The sequence below is a fragment of the Fibrella forsythiae genome, from assembly GCF_017353175.1.
Taxonomy (GTDB): domain Bacteria; phylum Bacteroidota; class Bacteroidia; order Cytophagales; family Spirosomataceae; genus Fibrella; species Fibrella forsythiae.
Genome location: NZ_JAFMYW010000001.1, coordinates 472,018 through 489,049, shown reverse-complemented (window position 1 = coordinate 489,049; position 17,032 = coordinate 472,018). Strand labels below are relative to the sequence as shown.

Below are 17,032 nucleotides of genomic sequence, written 5' to 3'. Positions count from 1 at the left end.
CTTAAAACCGGCTGGCGCCTAGCAACAGTTCCAGATCTTTAAAGCGCATCCCGAATTTGCGGGCCATATAGAGGTTTGTAAGCGACCCTTTATGGCAATAAACGCCTTTCATAAACCAGCGGTTGGCGTAAATCATGGCTTCAATACCGCCGTTAGTGCCGGTTTGAAGTAGAAATGGCAGGAAAATATTGCTCAGGGCAATGCTGGCCGTATGCGAAACGCGGGCGGCAATGTTAGGCACGCAGAAGTGAATGACGTCGTGTACCCGGTAGGTCGGGTTCTTGTGCGACGTCATACGGGAGGTCTCGAAATTACCGCCCTGGTCGATGGCTACATCAATAATAACCGAGTTTGGCTTCATGCGACTGACCATCGTGTCGGTTACGATAACCGGGCTGTGACCATCTTCGCCCCGTAAGGCACCAATGACCACGTCGGCCCGCTCAATGGCTTCTGTGAGCGTGTCTGAGTCAAGAATAGACGTATAAACCGATGTACCTACGGCGTATTTGAACCGCTGAAGCTTATACAGATCTTTGTCAAATACCTTCACATCAGCTCCCATACCCAGCGCAGTTCGGGTGGCGTATTCGGTAACGGTACCCGCGCCCAGGAAAACCACTTTGGTCGGCGGAACGCCCGTGATGCCGCCAAGAATAATACCCCGTCCGTTGGCGCTGCTGCTCAGGTATTCGCCCGCGATCAGCATGACCGTGCTACCGGCCATCTCGCTCATAGACCGAATGACAGGCATGCCACCCGCTTGATCCTCAATGTATTCGTAGCCGATTCCCGTCACGTTCCGGGCGTTCAGCTTTTCGAAGTAAGCGCGTTCCCGAGCAGGAAGATTAAGTGCAGAAATGACCGTTGTGCCATTTTTGAGGTGCTCAAATTCATCATCGACCAGCGGTTCGATCTTTAGAATCAGGTTCGCCTCAAATACTTCTTTAGGCGAACTGGCAATCTGAGCCCCCGCTTCGCTGTAGTCTGAATCAGTGAACTTAGCCCCCACACCTGCGTTGGTTTCCACAATGACGTGATGGCCGTTCCGAACCAAAATGGCCACTGCTTCCGGAGTCAGCGCAATACGATTCTCCTGGAGCGATACTTCTTTCGGCAACCCAATGAGCAAGTTGGTTTGCGAACTTTTCATCGCTGCTGGAGCCTCTTTAGTATATATCGCCGTTTTGGCTAGTTCTTGAAATCCGGTCATAGTGTAGTTGACAATTGGCAGTGGCAGCAAGGCTGCCCAATTTGAGTTGGTAGTGGCCGTTGGTATGCTGTTGCCACTATCAACTCCTACTTAAGTTGGGTTGTTACCATTCGAATGCCGGCCTGATCGGCAGATAGACTTACGTGGTAATAATGGGTAGGCCACAGTGATTCAATTCGTTCGGGCCATTCAACAAAACAGTAGGCGCCCGAGTCGAGGTATTCTTCCAGGCCAATGTCCATTGCTTCGGCTTCGTTCCTGAGGCGGTAGCAATCGAAATGATAAACTGATTCTCCGGTCTTCGTTGAATACTCGTTAACGAGCCCGTAGGTAGGGCTTTGAACAACGCTCACAACGCCCACAGCTCTGCACAGGGCTTTTATAAGCGTTGTTTTGCCAACGCCCATATCGCCTTCGAACAGCCATACGTGCTGATTGGCGGCCTCGTTGATAAGCGCTTGAGCTACCGCATCCAGTTCGTTGAGTTGGGCAAAGGTCGTTGTCACAGGCAGAAAAGTTAGCCCGTAAAGATACGAAAATCGGTGCGCAGCTGAACGGGCGTGTTCCGTATTTGTCGACCTGCTGATGAGCGAACCCAACTTATGACCTGCCGGGCGGATCGAAAACCGATTTGAAGGTAAACGCATAGGCGGTATCACCCCTGCTTATCCAGTAAACGCAAACGTGCCCTGGCTTCGTCGATGGTAGGTACGTGCCCGGCTTCAATCCACCAGAGGGCCAGATAGGCAGTGTGGAACTTCCCGAACCATTCCGTACGCCTTCTTGTAACGGCCGAGTGCGCCGATTTGAAGGCAAAGTTCTTTAGCGTGTCAACCAATTCCCAGACAGACATAGTAACGATGATGAGTTCGTCTGAAAAAGGATGCAGGCTGGTTGCATCGTTGCCTTCACCTTTAAGCCGCCATTTAAATCCGGGATTGCGTTCGGCCAGTGCATTAATCTCGTCGAGCTGTGCTGCACATTCAGCAATCAGTGGGGCGTCTATCGGGGCCAGCAGGCGTCCAATGTTTAATTGGGCAAGTTGGTAAGGCATTCGTGTTGTGGTGAACTAATCAGGCGGTCAGTGAGCGAATTAACTGCCTGACAGACGAATGGCCTAAGAGCAACAAATAGTTTCCGGTGATGATCCTGCTTTCGCCGTCGGCTTTAATCAGGCCTGCCTCGTAAACAAGCTGATTATAGTAGTCGTCGGAGGCTCTGAACAGGGTTGACCACTGATCGGTGATGTCGGCGCACAGGGGCCTGGTACGGACAATAAGTCGATCATCGATTGGATCCTGAAAGCGCCTGACGTGACGTACGAACTGCTGGGCGAACTGGTAGACCTCGGGCGTAACCATCCCGTTCTTGAAATGAACCAGCTTATGCTGCACAGCCAGAATCTGTATCAGCCGGGGTGTAGGGGTACGTATGGCAAAGGCATACTTCTTTAGAAAGAAAAACTTCCCCAGCGTGTGCTGCATGTAATATCGACTAATTCGGTAGCCAATTCCCCGCCCCGCCACGGCATCGTCCTGAAATGCCAGTCCACCATAAATGAATGGCACCCGATTTCGGAAAAAAGGTGTTTTGATCCGGTAGGTATTATACGACTGAAACCCTACCAGTTCGGTGCCCAGATGAGCCATTACCAGTGTTGGCCGATGCTCAAAATGAGCCTTCTCCAGATACCCGCGCTCGAGTGGAAAACCTGTACGGTGGGCCAGATCATACAGTTGACGTACGTCATCTGCTGATAAATCCAACGCCGATCTTAGGGTTATGATGATCACGGTCTTTCTGCCTGTTAGGGTGACCGACAAGATACGGATGTAGATAAGTTACCTGTCTTACCGTTCAATCAATAGCCGACTAGACAAAAAGGTCAGTTTTGTAACAAAAACAAAAAAAAGGCTGGCCGCTGAACGTACCTGCACCCGGAGATGCCATGTACCTACAACAACCAGCCCTCATTTGCTGTGCTCAGAAGTTACTTCATATTATGATAAACCATTTGCACATCGTCATCTTCTTCGATGCGTTCGATGAGTTTTTCAACATCGGCAACCTGCTCATCGGTCAGTTCTTTGTAGTCGTTGGGGATTCGTTCAAATTCAGCCCCTTTCAACTCGTAACCTTTCTCTTCCAGGTATTTCTGAAGCGCACCGAAGGCCGTAAAATCACCGTAGATCACGATCTGGTCAGCTTCTTCATCCATTTCCAGTTCATCGGCGCCATAATCGATCAGTTCAAGCTCCAGTTCGTCAATGTCTACCCCCTCGGCAGCAATACGGAAGACCGATTTGCGGGTGAACATAAAATCGAGCATACCCTGTGTGCCCAGGCTTCCGCCCAGTTTATTCAGGTAGCTTCGAATATTGGCCACTGTCCGGTTCAGGTTATCCGTTGCCGTTTCAATGACCAGACCAACACCATGCGGTGCGTAGCCTTCGTACACAATTTCTTTGTAATCTTCCTGCTCTTTCGATGATGCCTTTTTAATGGCCCGCTCCACATTTTCTTTGGGCATGTTGGCGGCCTTGGCATTCTGGATGATGGCCCGTAACCGTCCGTTGGTATCCGGGTCGGGGCCACCTGCCTTAACTGCAATGACAATGTCTTTTCCGATGCGGGTGAAGGTCTTGGCCATCTGCCCCCAGCGTTTCATTTTTCGGGCTTTTCGGTATTCAAATGCGCGTCCCATTGTTTAAGAATTAGGAATTAAGAATTAAAAATCGAGAGCGGTCTGCCACGGCGTTTCGTTGCTGCGGTTGCGCTACAATAGTCACATACGGCGTAGTGTCAACAAGGCAAGTTCTGATTCTTACGTCTTAACTCAGTACGTCTATTTCTTCTGTCTTACGGTTAAATTCGTCACTAAAAACGTCTACCATCCCCCGGGTGAGGTCGGCAAATGTATCGCGTTGGCGGATGAGGTGGGCCTGCCCTGCGTAGATGAGCACTTCGGCTGGCCGTTCGCGCAGGTTGTAGGTTGATGCCATGCTGAACCCGTAGGCACCGGCATTTTCGAACGATACCACATCTCCTGTACGTACCTCCGGTAGCATCCGGTCCGTCGCGAAGGTGTCTGTTTCACAGATGTAGCCCACAACGTCGTATAGCGTGGGCTCACCTTCAGGATTCGAGATGTTCACAATGTCGTGCCAGGCATCATACATCATGGGCCGGATCAGGTGGTTCAGGCCCGTATCGACCTGTACGAAACGGCGGGTGGGGTGTTGCTTTACCACGTTGACCTGCGCCAGCAGATGACCCGATTCGCTCACCAGGTATTTACCCGGTTCAAACCAGAGTTCCAGATCACGGCCGTAACGTTGGCAAAACGCCTGAAATGCAGCGGATACCCGCGCCCCCAGATCGGTAAGATCCGTCACGATATCGCCTTCCCGATAGGCGACTTTAAACCCACTGCCAAAATCGATAAACTGTAGATTGGGGTAATCGGCGGCCATGTCGAATAGCACAGAGGCTCCTTTCAGGAACGTACCTGCATCTTTAAAATCAGAGCCAGTGTGAATATGCAGACCAATTACGCTCAGGTCATACCGGGCCACAATGGCGGCAACCTGATCCCTGTAATCGTTTGGAATACCAAATTTTGAATTGGCATGGCCCGTCTGAATCTTGAAATTTCCGCCGTCGGCTACGCTGGGATTGATGCGCAGACAAACGGGTACGGCTGCCCCATAAGTCTGCCCAATCTGTTCGAGTAATGGCAGACTGTCTACGTTCAGGCGCAGGCCGAGAGAAATAGCTTCCTGAATTTCAGGCCATGCGTTACCGCTTGGTGTGTACATGATCTGCTGCGGCGAATATCCTGCCATCAGGGCCAGTCGGGCTTCGTTGACAGACACAACGTCGACATCGACGCCCTGCATCCGCATCAGCTTCAGAATCGACAGGTTGGTCAGCGATTTGGCCGCGTATTTTATCTTCAGATTTACCCCAGTAAACGATGACCGGAACGTGTCGATCTGCCGGATAATCCGGTCGGCGTCATATACATATAAGGGTAGGCCGAATTGTTGGGCTATAGCCAACGTGGAGAGGCCCTGAATCTGATAGGGAGCGTGCATAGTCAGGCAAAACAGGGCGCAAATATACGATTTGATCAACGGAGGGGCAAGATGCGTCTTTGTTGATATTGTCGAATCGGACTATCGATAAATCAACCTTCTGCTAAAAAAACGGATAGGTGATCCCCTCCTGGTACCGCCCCGGATGTCAGATTCCACTACTTTTAGCCTACCAACAAAGGGTTGCCCCACATGCTCCACGTCAATACACGATTCGTTTGTTTAGTCATGCTGCTGGTAGGTGCCGTACAGGCATGGGCACAGTTGCCGCCTGTTGCAAAACACAGCCAGAGTAGGCTCCGGCCAGCCGGTTCGCCCATTCAGTCGGGGCCCATGCTGGGCTATTCCGACATGCGCGAGGTCATGTTGTGGGTTCAGACAAAGAAAGCCAGTCGCGTGCAGATCAGGTACGTTGAGCAGGGAACAAAAGAGCCTGTACGATTGACGCCGGAGGTTGCCACATCGCCCGCTTCGGCCAACGTTGCCCATCTGGTTGCCAGCGATGTGGTGCCCGGGAAACGATATACGTATGAGGTGCTGATAAACGGGAAACAGGTGAATGTACCCTACGCCACTACGTTTCAGACACAGTCGCTCTGGCAATTTCGCACTGACCCGCCAAACTTCACTTTTGCGGTGGGTAGTTGTACATATGTAAATGAGCAACCCTATGACCGGCCCGGTACACCCTATGGCGACAGCTACGGAATCTTCACCAGTATTCACGCTAAAAAGCCGGACTTCATGCTCTGGACCGGCGATAATACCTACACGCGGGAGGTAGACTGGAACTCACGCACGGGCGTGCTAAAACGGTATACGCATACCCGATCATTGCCGGAGATGCAGCCTTTACTGGCCAGTACGCATAATTATGCCATCTGGGATGATCATGACTACGGCCCCGACGATTCAGACCGAAGTTACTGGATGAAGCCCGTCACCCTTGAAGCGTTCAAACTGTTTTGGGCTAACCCGAATTATATCTTCAATGAAGGCTGTGCCGGTACATTCACCTGGAGCGACTGCCAATTTTTTCTGCTCGACGATCGAACATTCCGTGCGCCCGATAAACAGCCCGACGGAGGGGTGGCCGGTCCTGAAAAAGCGTATTTCGGAACCAGGCAGATTGACTGGCTTATCGATGCGCTACGGTTCAGCAAAGCGACCTTCAAGTTTATCGTTACGGGCGGGCAGATCATCAATCCAACTGCCGCGTTTGAGAACTACGCCATTTACGGCACCGAACGTACCCAACTGCTGAACCGCATTGCTGACGCAAAAATCCCAGGTATTCTGTTTATTACCGGCGATCGGCATCATAGTATTATTCATAAACTGGACCGGCCAGGTACGTACCCGCTCTACGATGTTACCATATCGCCCCTAACCTCCGGACCCGCCAAACCAACCGCCGACGAACTGACCCAGCCAACGGTTGTGAAAGGCACGTTGCTGACCGAACGGAATTTTGCCACCATGAATGTGAGCGGTCCGTCAACAGACCGTTTGCTCACCATTCGGGCCTATGACTCAACCGGGAAAGAGAAATGGGTACAATCACTTAAGGCCAATGATCTGCGGTAACCTGCGACGAGAATTCGCTCTTTTGGCTATATTTGACCAGCATACACCTGTCCTGTGAAGTCTCAATCATTTCTGGTCTCCGAAGAAATACTGCTCCGTAAGCTGAACAGGCGCGATGAACTGGCGTTTCAATGGCTATACGATCAGTATGCGCACGTTTTATACGGTGTCATTCTGACCAGTGTACGGCATCCGGCAACGGCCAGTAGGGTAGTAGAAGATGTGTTTGTGAAAGCCTGGGCTGATTTTGATCAGTACAACCCGCGTAAAACCCGATTACTCACCTGGTTACTTTCTCGCGTTCGAACGGAAGTGGCCGCCACTTTAGCAAAAACAGTACCGCCTTTTGCTAATTCCACTATTGATTACGAGGTAATTGACAATCCAATTACTGAAGAACAACGTACTTTATTAGACGCTGTCTATTTTCGGGGTCAGACTATCAGTCAACTGGCAGATGTCAGTCAGCAACCCGAACATACATTACAACATCGTCTACGTACTGTTCTTCAGGAACTTAAATCATTATTTAGCCAATGAATATTCCCGACTACATAACCTCCGGTATCCTGGAATCCTACGCGTTAGGTGCAGTCAGCGATCAGGAACGGCGTGAGGTGGAGTGTCTGTCGGCGATCTATCCCGAGGTTCGTCAGGAGCTGGATCGGCTTACACTGGCTCTGGAAAACTACGCGCTCATGCACAGCGTGGCGCCACCTGTAGATTTGCAGGAAAAAATTCGCCAGCGTTTGTCGTTTGCGGATCCGGTTGCAGCACCCCTTGAAACCGACGAGACGAAAGTGGTCCCCCTCATACGCGAGCGGCCTGTTTTCCAGGTAGCCTGGCTGGCTGCCGCTGCGGTGGCGTTGCTCCTTATTGCTTTCGCGTATTTTTTAATGAATCAGTTGCAACATAAACGTGCTTTCGCCGATCAGCTGGCGCAGGATAATTCGCAGCTGCAAAACGAAGTGGGTCAGCTACGTCAGCAGCAAACCCGCGATACCCAGCTATTGACGCTACTTCGCCAGCCGGGAATAGAGACTGTTCGGCTGGCGGCTGCCAAACCCGGGGGCGACCCCGCCGATGTACTCGTATACTGGGATCGCCAGAAAAAACAGGTCACACTCGAGGTGGAACGTCTGCCCGAGCTACCTGCCGACAAACAATACCAGTTGTGGGCATTGGTTGATGGAAAACCCATTGATGCAGGCGTTTTCACTAATCGCGCTGAACGGTATTCACTTCAGCAAACGAATCGGCCTATTCAATCGGCAGATACCTTCGCCATTACGGTTGAAAAGGCAGGCGGCAGCCCGGTACCAACCCTAACTGCGTTGGTGGCATTGGGGAAGGTAGGGTAAGACAGGTAATCAAACTTGACCAGATAAACGGTCAACGTATGATGTGATTAGTCAAGCGGGGCAAAACCAGCTGGTCACATTGTATGTTGACCGTTTATAGTTTTATCGCATCTGCCTGGCAATGACACCAACCTATAAATTTTACCCCACATTACTGAATACGTTCTCGCGCTATTTACAGGGGGGGAACCTGACCGAACAGCAGCTTCTGGATGCGATCAATCGTGTACCTTCACCAACTACAAAGGCCCAACAGCGGGGTATATCATTTGAGGAAACGCTCATCAAGGGCACCGGCGAAGATCAATTTGACGCGGCTATTCTTCAAAAAATGCGTAAGCTGCTTCCCCGGCCAATCGTAGAGACGCAGGTGTATTGCCAATGGCAAATCGATGACGTGCTGTTCTACGGGTACGTTGATCTGATCGGAAAATTTAAAGCCGTTGATATTAAAACGACGGGCTCTTACCAGCCGGGCCGGTATCTGTTCAACCACCAGAACCTGTACCTGCACGCGCTGAAACGGCAGGGAATTAAACTGATGGAATACCTCGTCACGGATTTTACCGACGTGTACGTTGAAAGCTACGCGCTGACGCACCCTATTGACCGACAACTTGAAGAAATTCGGCTGTTCAAGGCCTTCATTGACGAGCACCGCGACCAGATCACGGATAAGAAGATCGTGCAATGATGCTACAGCTTTACCGGAATGCCTACACTGGTTTGTCGCGGTCGGTATGGTTGCTGGCGGGGGTAATGCTCATCAACCGGTCGGGTACGATGGTATTACCGTTTTTATCGCTTTACCTGACGCAACACCTGCATTTTTCGGTAGAGCAGGCCGGCGTTGTACTGGCACTTTTCGGTATCGGCTCACTACTGGGTACGTTTCTGGGCGGAAAGCTCACCGACCGAATTGGGTTTTATCCCATTCAGGTGTTCAGTCTGCTGTTTGGTGGGTTCATGCTCATCATCATGCAGTTCATAACCCGGTTTGAGTGGCTGTGCGTCACCGTATTTGTCTTCACTACACTCGGAGATGCCTTCCGGCCTGCCAATTCAGCCGCCTTCGCCTACTACAGCACGACTGACAACCGAACGCGCGCATTCTCGTTGAACCGGTTAGCGATTAACCTGGGATGGTCGGTGGGTGGCGGGCTGGGTGGTCTGCTGGCTGGTGTCGACTATCGACTGCTGTTTTGGGTCGACGGTCTGACCTGCATTAGTGCGGCAGTGTACCTGTTGTACGCGCTACCACGCCCCGACCATGCGTCATTGGTCAACAATGCCGCTGCCAAATATGGAACGGCTGCCCGTTCACCCTACCGCGATGGGCTGTTTCTTCTTTTCACGGTCTGTATGTTTTTGTACCTGACATCGTTTATGCAGTTCTTCAGCATGCTGCCACTTTACTTCAAAAGATACCTCGGCGCGCAGGAGAGTCAGATTGGCCTGTTCATGGCAACGAACGGCTTATTGATTGTGGTGGTAGAGATGGCGTTGGTTTACTCGCTCGAGCGGCTGGTGCAACGGCGACTGGTCATATCGGCAATTGGGGTACTGGTAACAGGTCTCTCGCTGTTTGTACTGGTCCTTACCCGTTGGCCGGGCATTGCCTGGGTGACGATCGTGTTCATTACGCTTGGCGAAATGCTGGCGATGCCATTCCTATTGACTTTCGCGGCCAACCGGTCAGACGAGCGAAACCGGGGGCAGTATTTGGGGCTCTACTCGATGGGCTGGGCCCTATCGCAGGTAAGTAGTCCGCTTATTGGCTCGCAGGTGGCCGAACGGTTTGGCTTTCCAACGCTCTGGACCGTGATGCTCGGCTTCTCGATTGTTTCAGCCATAGGACTACTCTGGATAAGCCGACAAGTCTCGTCTGCGATGCCCGTTGATCGCTAGTGGAAGGAAGCAGTTGTCATTTGGCTTTCCTGTGCGCGCTGCAAGACCAGATATTCCAGCAGGAGCACCCGGCAATGGTCGCTGCACTGCCACCTGATGTGCCAGAACGGTCTGTGTGCCCACCGGTATAGCCATGGCTGTGTGTACGCTGATAATAGGCCGGCAATAAAAAAAGAAAAGGAGGCGAACTCCTGTTCAATACCGTCCACAGGTACGTTGCCGGAAGGCGTTTCTCCCAATCGCATGAGCGAAATGGCGAGCAGGAGCTTATCCATCGGGCTGGTTGATTGCTTAAAGTCGGCGTGCAGATCGGCTATTAAGATTGGACGTACAGCCCGTAGCGGAATTGGGTTAAAGGCACCGATGAGCCGGGCCAGGTGGTATTGAATCAACGGTGTGCGCGCATAATTATGTGCACACCGAAACGGATCCGTTCGGTAACGCTTCGTCCAGACAATATCGGCCAGAAATGTAAGGCTATCCTGAGTGTGACTATCAATCGGCAGGTCATACTCAAACACAACGTACAGCATATTGGCCATGGCACAGGCGTCAAACTCAATAGGCATGTTCAAACCAAACCAGGTTGAGTAAGCGCGCAAGTCACGGTACTCCGGAAACGTGTTCTGCACGGTTAGCCGGGTCCGATTGGCATGCATTGCCAGTTTCCCGCTCAAAAAAATGAGGTCTTCGGCCGATGGCTGCGTGGTCAGGTAAACCATTGCCGTGTCGTCGATATCATCGGGAAGCTGAAAATGCCTGAATCGGTGCATGAACCGACCATGCGGGAAATGTGCAGTCGGATTAGTAGCGTAAAAGTTATACGTAGCCAGGTGGTCCTTGTTCCGAAACCGAGCATACGCTGGCAGGCCACGAGCGATAATATGATCAGAAGTTACCTGCTCACCAGGCGTTAAAAACGGTCGTAAACGCTGAAGCGTGAAGAGGCTGATGGCCGTAAAAAACAGGTTTGAATCGGGCCGTTGGTAGCCCCAGATCGTATTATATCGGTATGCCTGAAATAGCCCCGAAGAAAAAAAAGAGTTGTCAGATGCCTGATTATCAGCTATTCTGATAAGTATGTTACCAATATTTTGTAGTGGCATATATCCAAAACCGGACCGGTTTTATAATTCTGGCATCGCATTTGTTAGAGGGCCTAGTAACCAACTATTGTCTTGATAACGACTGCTCTCCCTATGAAACGGACTTTACTACTTTTCCTGCTGACGCTTACTGCCTCGGTCGGGATGGCGCAAAAGGCCTTTATTTACAATACGCTCCAAAAGAACGGATTTATTTCTATTTCGGCGGGCATCAGCCAGCCCATGGGTACGTTTGCGCAACGCACCAGCGAAGCGAGTAGCGGTATGGCCATTCGAGGCCAGTCGATGAGTTTTTCAGGCGGTTATAGGATGGCCGGGCCACTTGGTCTGATGGCTCGCTATGAGCAAACTTACAATGGAATTGACCCAAATGCGCTGGTGAGTCAGTTTGTACAGTCTCCGGGCGACAAACTAACAGCTACGGCAGCGGTTGGTCGGGCGGGGCAGTGGCAGACCCGGAGTATCATGCTGGGGCCGTACGTAACCATACCAGTTGGCCGTGTCTCGCTTGACATACGGGCAATGGCCGGCCAAATCTGGGCTACTTGCCCCGAAACCTGCGTTCAGGGACAGGTAAACCAGGTAAGCACCATGATTCGCACCGATAATCAGGAGTCGAAAGCAATTTCAGCAGGTATTGGCCTAACTGCCCGCTACCGTATAACACCGGCTATCGCGCTTCACATAAATGGCGACTATAGCTCGGCTGCATTTGCCTTTAACGACGTACCTGTAGAATCGCAACTGGGGAATATCTCGAAACAGACCACCATGAACAGCCAGAAAAAACTGAGTATGGCCATCATCTCTGCAGGAGTTACCATCCAGTTCCGCTCACGGAATTACGTGTTCTGAGGTTGGTTCATTGGTTAACTGGTGGACTAGTTGATTGGTTAACTGGATAAGAGGTTATACACTTCGTAAAGCCAGCCAACCAATCAACTAGTCCACCAGTTAACCACTACAGCCCCAATTTACGTCCAGTAAAGAATAGGCGCCGCGGGGAAACGCTTCGCCCATTCGTCGTAGAAGAACCGTTTCAATTCCTGCATGTCGGTGGGTTGATATACGTACTTAGTACCCCCAAACTTGTTTCGTTTCTGCGAGCGGCCAGCTTCGTCCATATCGAGCGACGTGTTCGGATACCATTGCATGAGCACATCTTTCGAACCGGGTGTAAATCGATGGCTAATGAACTCGACGTTCAAATCGAGTACGTTCGCATTTATACCATAATCGAGCGCAGCATAAATTCGGTCAAGCAGCGACGTGTACTCTTCCCGCCAGTTCGGAATAGGCATGATCGGGGCCAGCACTACACCAACCGGATATCCTCCTCCGCCTTTTTCACGCGGTAACGCCAGTTTGCGCAACGCCTGCAAACGCGCTTCGATCGATGCGGTGCCACCTTCCAGTTTTCGGGCAACAGGCTCGGCATTGAGGCTGAACCGGGCCCGCGTTTGCCCATTATGGGGCAAGTCAATCAGGCTATCAACCTGATCGTATTTGGTCACAAACCGTAGCTGACCTTTTTCCCGTGAACCATAATACCGGATGCACTCTGCAAGGCTGCCAGTCAGGTGTTCAATGCCCAATACGTCGGTATAACAGCTTACCTCAAAGGTAGTTGGGCGGCTGCTGTCAGATTCCTGCCAGCTTTTATTGGGTGGATAGGTTCCTTCGTACGTAGCCGTATGAGCCAGCATGGAAGGCAGGTTAGCATAAACCCGCACCACAGGCGGACCCTGTAAACTACCGGCCAGATAGCAATAGTGGCAATGGGCAGGGCAGCCTTCGGCCAGGTTCATCTGCCAGTCGGCCGAGGGGGGAATGGGTTGCAGGCGCATGGCCGACGGGGGCGCATTAACCACTGCCAGCGTATTCTTGGCTATCCGGTATGTTTCGCGTTCGTCAGTTCCGCGCAGGCCCGTAAGCCGGTTATTTTTCATTACCTCGATCGGGAGGTTCAGTGACGAAACACGGTCATAAATCTGTTGCCCAAAGGGCTCATTCAACGCATCGGGCGTAAACAAAACCCGCTTGGGCATCCATACCCGCGCCGACCGCAGATCGGTTTTTGGCGCACTTTCCACACGATTCTCGATCACATCTTCCATCACATAAAAAACACTTAAAAGGCGTTAAACGCTCCATTTTGGATGATTTATGCCTGAAAATTGTGCTTTTATCAACGTTAAATCTGGATGAAGTAAATGGGCGTAGTCCGCCAGACAACAGATCGGCTAGTGACCAGTTAATCGGCCAACAAGTATCACAAATGATAATATTAGTAACAATTGTGCTTCTTTTTACCTGGATATAGTTATAGCAGTAGCTAGCTGTTTCGCTCAACTCATAAATGCAAACGTGAACGAGTCAAACACCCTGCCGGGAGTAACTGCAAACATTTCTGTACTAATTAGGAATGAGCGAAGGCTGCTTAGGTAGGGGAGTCATACATTTGTCAATCTATGAGACCAGAGTTTATTTTCTGCCCGCTTTTGCTGTTAACGACTATCTCCATGCTGGCACAGTCGCCCGACAGTTTGATTTCGGCTACTACCGATACCTTAACGGCGCGCTCACTCAACGAGGTGGTGGTGCGGGCTTACGAAAGTAACCGCTCGGTGCTTACTACGGCCGCCTCGGTTGGTCTGCTGTCTCGTCGTGATCTGGTGCAACGGTTTGCCACACCAACATTAGTGTCGGCCATGAATACGCTGCCGGGCGTGCGGATGGACGAGCGTTCGCCTGGTAGCTATCGCCTTTCGATCCGGGGAAGTCTGATTCGGTCGCCGTTTGGGGTGCGCAACGTAAAGGTGTACTACCAGGATATGCCCCTGACCGACGCCGCCGGAAACACGCCGCTGAATGCGCTCGATGTTCGGATGTTGGGGCGGGTAGAAGTGATCAAAGGGCCGTCAGGCAGCCTGTACGGGGCCAATACGGGCGGGACAGTTCTGCTAAGTGGACCCGCCGTACTACCCGGTACGAACCGCGTTGATGTAAACGCACTTGGCGGTAGCTACGGTCAGATCGGGTATGGAGTGCTGGCTCAGACCGCCACCGATCGGTCGGCTATTGCATTGAGCATAAACCATTTACAGTCGAATGGTTATCGTGATCAGAGCGGCATGTCGCGCGATAATGTTGCGTTTACAGGTACGTTCAGGCCGGATGAAAAGCAGACGCTGACGGCCCTGTTTATCTATTCTGACCTGGCCTATCAAACACCCGGAGGACTGACGCAGGCGCAGTACCGGGCGAACCCGCAAGCGTCGCGTCCGGCTACGGCTACGTTACCAGGCAGCGCCGCGCAGGGTGCAGGCATCTACCAGAAATTGGGTTATTCGGGGCTATCGCATACGATGGCCTGGAATAGCCGCTGGCAGACAACCAATGTAGTATATGGCTCATCGACGGAGTTCAACAACCCGTTCATAACCAACTACGAACGCCGTGCCGATCAGGGTATCGGGGTACGGTCGGTAACGCGATTCACGCAAACGACTACCCAGAGCGCTGTGCCGATGGCGCTGGTTTTTGGTGGTGAGTGGCAAACAAACTGGACGGGGTCGCGCAATTTCGGTAATAAACGCGGGCAACCTGATACGTTACAAACGGATGATGAGCTTCGTTCGAAACAGTGGAACCTGTTCGTTCAGGAGGAACTGAACGTGGTGCCCCTGGGGGTTCTGTTGACCGTTGGAGTCAGTCGGAATACGTCGGGCTACAATTTTACCCGCTATTCTATTGCCGGTAAACCCGGCCCTGGCCCACAACAACGCACCTTCGATCCGGCGTGGCTGTTTCGGGCATCCGCTCTGAAAACGTTGGGTCAGAATGCGTCGGTTTTCGTTAATTTCAGTAATGGCTATTCAACGCCCACGGGTCAGGAAATTCTGTCATCGGCGGGGTTCTTCAATGCCGCTTTGAATCCGGAGCGTGGCGTCCAGACCGAATTGGGCGTTCGGGGAAGGCTGGGTGACCGGTTTCAGTTTGATGTAGTTGGTTATTCACTTCAGTTACACGAAACGATTGTGCGTCGCTCGCAGGAGAACGGGGCGGAGTACTTTGTCAATGCGGGTAATACACAGCAAACGGGGCTGGAAACGTCGCTCCGCTACGACGTTCTTCGTCCATCCAATGCCGGAAAGGGGGCCAGTCTGAATATCTGGCAAAGCCTGACCCTGGCCAATTACAAGTACCTGAACTACCAGCAGCTTGCCGTAGACCTGTCTGGAAACAAAGTGCCGGGTGTGGCACCTTTCACAGGCGTCTGGGGAATTGACTACACCCATTCCAATGGAGTGTATGCGCACCTGACGTTTCAGTTCCTGCCGCCTTTTGCGCTAAACGATGCCAACACGGTCATGGCCGATCCGACGCGTCTGTTACAGGCAACGGTAGGCTACCGGCGAAGCATCGGTAAGCATTTGGCCGCTGATCTGTATGTAGGTGGCGATAACCTGCTCGATCAGACATACAGCCTCGGTTATGACCTTAATGCGGTTGGAAACCGTTATTACAACGCCGCCCCCCGCCGAAACGTCACGGTGGGGCTGAGGTTGGCCATTAAATGAGTTGAAGATTCCGGCTGGGAGCATCGTCGGAAAACAAGATAATAAACTATGAACATTGGTGATAAGGTTCGGATGATCCGGGCAAAAGAGCAGGGTGTAATTGTCCGTTTTTTATCGGGTAACCGCGTTGAAATTGAGATTGAAGATGGGTTCAGAATTCCGGTGATGCAGTCAGAACTGGTGGTTGTGTCGCCGATGGAAGCGGAACGGTTCAAACCATCGGGGCAGGCTGCTGACGTACGCGACTCGCTTGCTCCGCAACGGACGGCCACTCCGCTGGGTACGTCGGCCGGGCAGATTTTATCGAATGTAGGGTTGTATCTGGCGTATGTGCCTCAGAACGACCGGGACGTGGCGCTCCATATCGTTAACAACACCGATTGGGATATTCTGCTGACAGTAACCGAAGAACGGGATAATAAGACGCGGGGTCTGCAAAGTGCCACGCTAAAGGCCAAAACGCACAGTAAGCTTAATGAGATGTACGTGATGGAGCGGTTCGAGCAATGGCCTACCCTGTTGTTTCAGGCGCTGTATTTCCGCCCCGGAGTGGGCCAGCCAGCCCGCGTTCCGCTGGTGAAACGTCTGAAACCACGGGCGCAGTCGTTCTTTAAGAGTAAGCAGAACGTACCTGTCGTCAATCAGCCGGGCCACCTGTTTCAACTTGACGACGAGGGCAGCAATGCCTCGATGAGCCCGCAGGCCGACTCAATTAAATCGGCCCTGTTGGAGTCGAAATCAGACGAAGGAACGGTGACCGTTGCTAAACCGGAGGCGGTGGTTGACCTGCACATTGAAAAATTGATGCCGGGTGGCCAAACCGGAAAATCACCGGGCGATCTGGTTGACGTGCAATTGCGGGCGTTCGAGAAAAATTTAGAGAATGCGATTGCCAGCGGGATGCCTGAAATTACGTTTATTCACGGTGTGGGAACGGGTAAACTCCGGCAGGAACTTCACCGTCACCTGAGTCGCCATCCCAACGTTCGTTTTTTTGAAGATGCCCAAAAGCAAAAATTTGGCTACGGTGCCACGAAAGTTACATTTAAGTAGTTGGCAAATTGCCGTCACAGTTGGCAGCACCTATAAAAAGCTTAATTGCCCCAATCGCAGGCAGACCTGTACATTACTAGGTACTGTTTCTGCCAGCTGCCAACTGCTTTTAGTGAGTGCAGTA

General features: G+C 51.9%; 16 protein-coding genes. 8 read left to right on the top strand and 8 right to left on the bottom strand.

Annotated features, from left to right (window positions below; translation table 11 throughout):
• Position 1: 1 nt before the first annotated feature.
• The 6 genes from J2I46_RS02475 to lysA form a co-directional block, all read right to left on the bottom strand.
• Positions 2 to 1,213 carry an alanine dehydrogenase gene (locus J2I46_RS02475; RefSeq protein ID WP_207327342.1) on the bottom strand — a complete coding sequence of 404 codons (1,212 nt, stop codon included), beginning with the start codon at positions 1,211 to 1,213 and terminating at the stop codon, positions 2 to 4.
• 86 nt (positions 1,214 to 1,299) lie between these two features.
• Entirely contained in the window at positions 1,300 to 1,719 is a 420-nt protein-coding gene (gene tsaE, locus J2I46_RS02470) for a tRNA (adenosine(37)-N6)-threonylcarbamoyltransferase complex ATPase subunit type 1 TsaE (protein ID WP_310588975.1), read from the bottom strand.
• A 149-nt stretch (positions 1,720 to 1,868) separates the two neighbouring features.
• On the bottom strand, positions 1,869 to 2,267 hold the full coding sequence (locus J2I46_RS02465) for a DUF3291 domain-containing protein (protein ID WP_229379452.1): 399 nt from the start codon (positions 2,265 to 2,267) through the stop codon (positions 1,869 to 1,871).
• Positions 2,268 to 2,286: 19 nt separating this feature from the next.
• Entirely contained in the window at positions 2,287 to 2,979 is a 693-nt protein-coding gene (locus tag J2I46_RS02460) for a hypothetical protein (protein ID WP_207327340.1), read from the bottom strand.
• Between the two features lie 224 nt (positions 2,980 to 3,203).
• Positions 3,204 to 3,917, bottom strand: coding sequence for a YebC/PmpR family DNA-binding transcriptional regulator (locus J2I46_RS02455; RefSeq protein ID WP_207327339.1), 714 nt, complete (start codon positions 3,915 to 3,917; stop codon positions 3,204 to 3,206).
• A gap of 127 nt (positions 3,918 to 4,044) precedes the next feature.
• Entirely contained in the window at positions 4,045 to 5,310 is a 1,266-nt protein-coding gene (gene lysA / locus J2I46_RS02450) for a diaminopimelate decarboxylase (RefSeq protein WP_207327338.1), read from the bottom strand.
• A gap of 192 nt (positions 5,311 to 5,502) precedes the next feature.
• Here lysA and J2I46_RS02445 point away from each other — a divergent pair, with 192 nt between their 5' ends.
• The 5 genes from J2I46_RS02445 (at position 5,503) to J2I46_RS02425 (ending at position 10,166) form a co-directional block, all read left to right on the top strand.
• Positions 5,503 to 6,897: an alkaline phosphatase D family protein gene (locus J2I46_RS02445; protein ID WP_207327337.1), complete on the top strand. Its 1,395-nt coding sequence runs from the start codon at positions 5,503 to 5,505 to the stop codon at positions 6,895 to 6,897.
• 54 nt (positions 6,898 to 6,951) lie between these two features.
• Positions 6,952 to 7,437, top strand: coding sequence for an RNA polymerase sigma factor (locus J2I46_RS02440; RefSeq protein ID WP_207327336.1), 486 nt, complete (start codon positions 6,952 to 6,954; stop codon positions 7,435 to 7,437).
• The gene (locus J2I46_RS02435; protein WP_207327335.1) at positions 7,434 to 8,258 is read left to right on the top strand and encodes an anti-sigma factor; all 825 of its coding nucleotides are present in this window, start codon (positions 7,434 to 7,436) and stop codon (positions 8,256 to 8,258) included. The genes J2I46_RS02440 and J2I46_RS02435 overlap by 4 nt, the downstream gene beginning before the upstream one ends.
• A gap of 121 nt (positions 8,259 to 8,379) precedes the next feature.
• Positions 8,380 to 8,952, top strand: coding sequence for a PD-(D/E)XK nuclease family protein (locus tag J2I46_RS02430; RefSeq protein ID WP_207327334.1), 573 nt, complete (start codon positions 8,380 to 8,382; stop codon positions 8,950 to 8,952).
• Positions 8,949 to 10,166 carry an MFS transporter gene (locus tag J2I46_RS02425; protein WP_229379450.1) on the top strand — a complete coding sequence of 406 codons (1,218 nt, stop codon included), beginning with the start codon at positions 8,949 to 8,951 and terminating at the stop codon, positions 10,164 to 10,166. Before J2I46_RS02430 ends, J2I46_RS02425 begins: the two co-directional genes overlap by 4 nt.
• Here the strand turns inward: J2I46_RS02425 and J2I46_RS02420 are convergent.
• The gene (locus J2I46_RS02420; protein ID WP_207327333.1) at positions 10,163 to 11,272 is read right to left on the bottom strand and encodes a hypothetical protein; all 1,110 of its coding nucleotides are present in this window, start codon (positions 11,270 to 11,272) and stop codon (positions 10,163 to 10,165) included. The genes J2I46_RS02425 and J2I46_RS02420 overlap by 4 nt on opposite strands.
• Positions 11,273 to 11,365: 93 nt before the next feature.
• Here J2I46_RS02420 and J2I46_RS02415 point away from each other — a divergent pair, with 93 nt between their 5' ends.
• A complete protein-coding gene (locus J2I46_RS02415; RefSeq protein WP_207327332.1) occupies positions 11,366 to 12,127 on the top strand; it encodes a hypothetical protein in 762 nt (253 codons plus the stop codon).
• A gap of 119 nt (positions 12,128 to 12,246) precedes the next feature.
• Here the strand turns inward: J2I46_RS02415 and J2I46_RS02410 are convergent, their stop codons facing one another.
• Positions 12,247 to 13,389, bottom strand: a complete 1,143-nt coding sequence (locus J2I46_RS02410) for a spore photoproduct lyase family protein (RefSeq protein WP_229379448.1) — start codon at positions 13,387 to 13,389, stop codon at positions 12,247 to 12,249.
• Between the two features lie 354 nt (positions 13,390 to 13,743).
• On the opposite strand from J2I46_RS02410, the gene J2I46_RS02405 reads away from it, so the two are divergent.
• Both J2I46_RS02405 and J2I46_RS02400 read left to right on the top strand, forming a co-directional pair.
• Positions 13,744 to 15,855 (top strand): TonB-dependent receptor, encoded by a 2,112-nt coding sequence (locus tag J2I46_RS02405; protein ID WP_207327331.1) that lies wholly within the window; start codon positions 13,744 to 13,746, stop codon positions 15,853 to 15,855.
• 48 nt (positions 15,856 to 15,903) lie between these two features.
• Positions 15,904 to 16,908 (top strand): DUF8465 domain-containing protein, encoded by a 1,005-nt coding sequence (locus tag J2I46_RS02400; protein WP_207327330.1) that lies wholly within the window; start codon positions 15,904 to 15,906, stop codon positions 16,906 to 16,908.
• Positions 16,909 to 17,032: the final 124 nt, after the last annotated feature.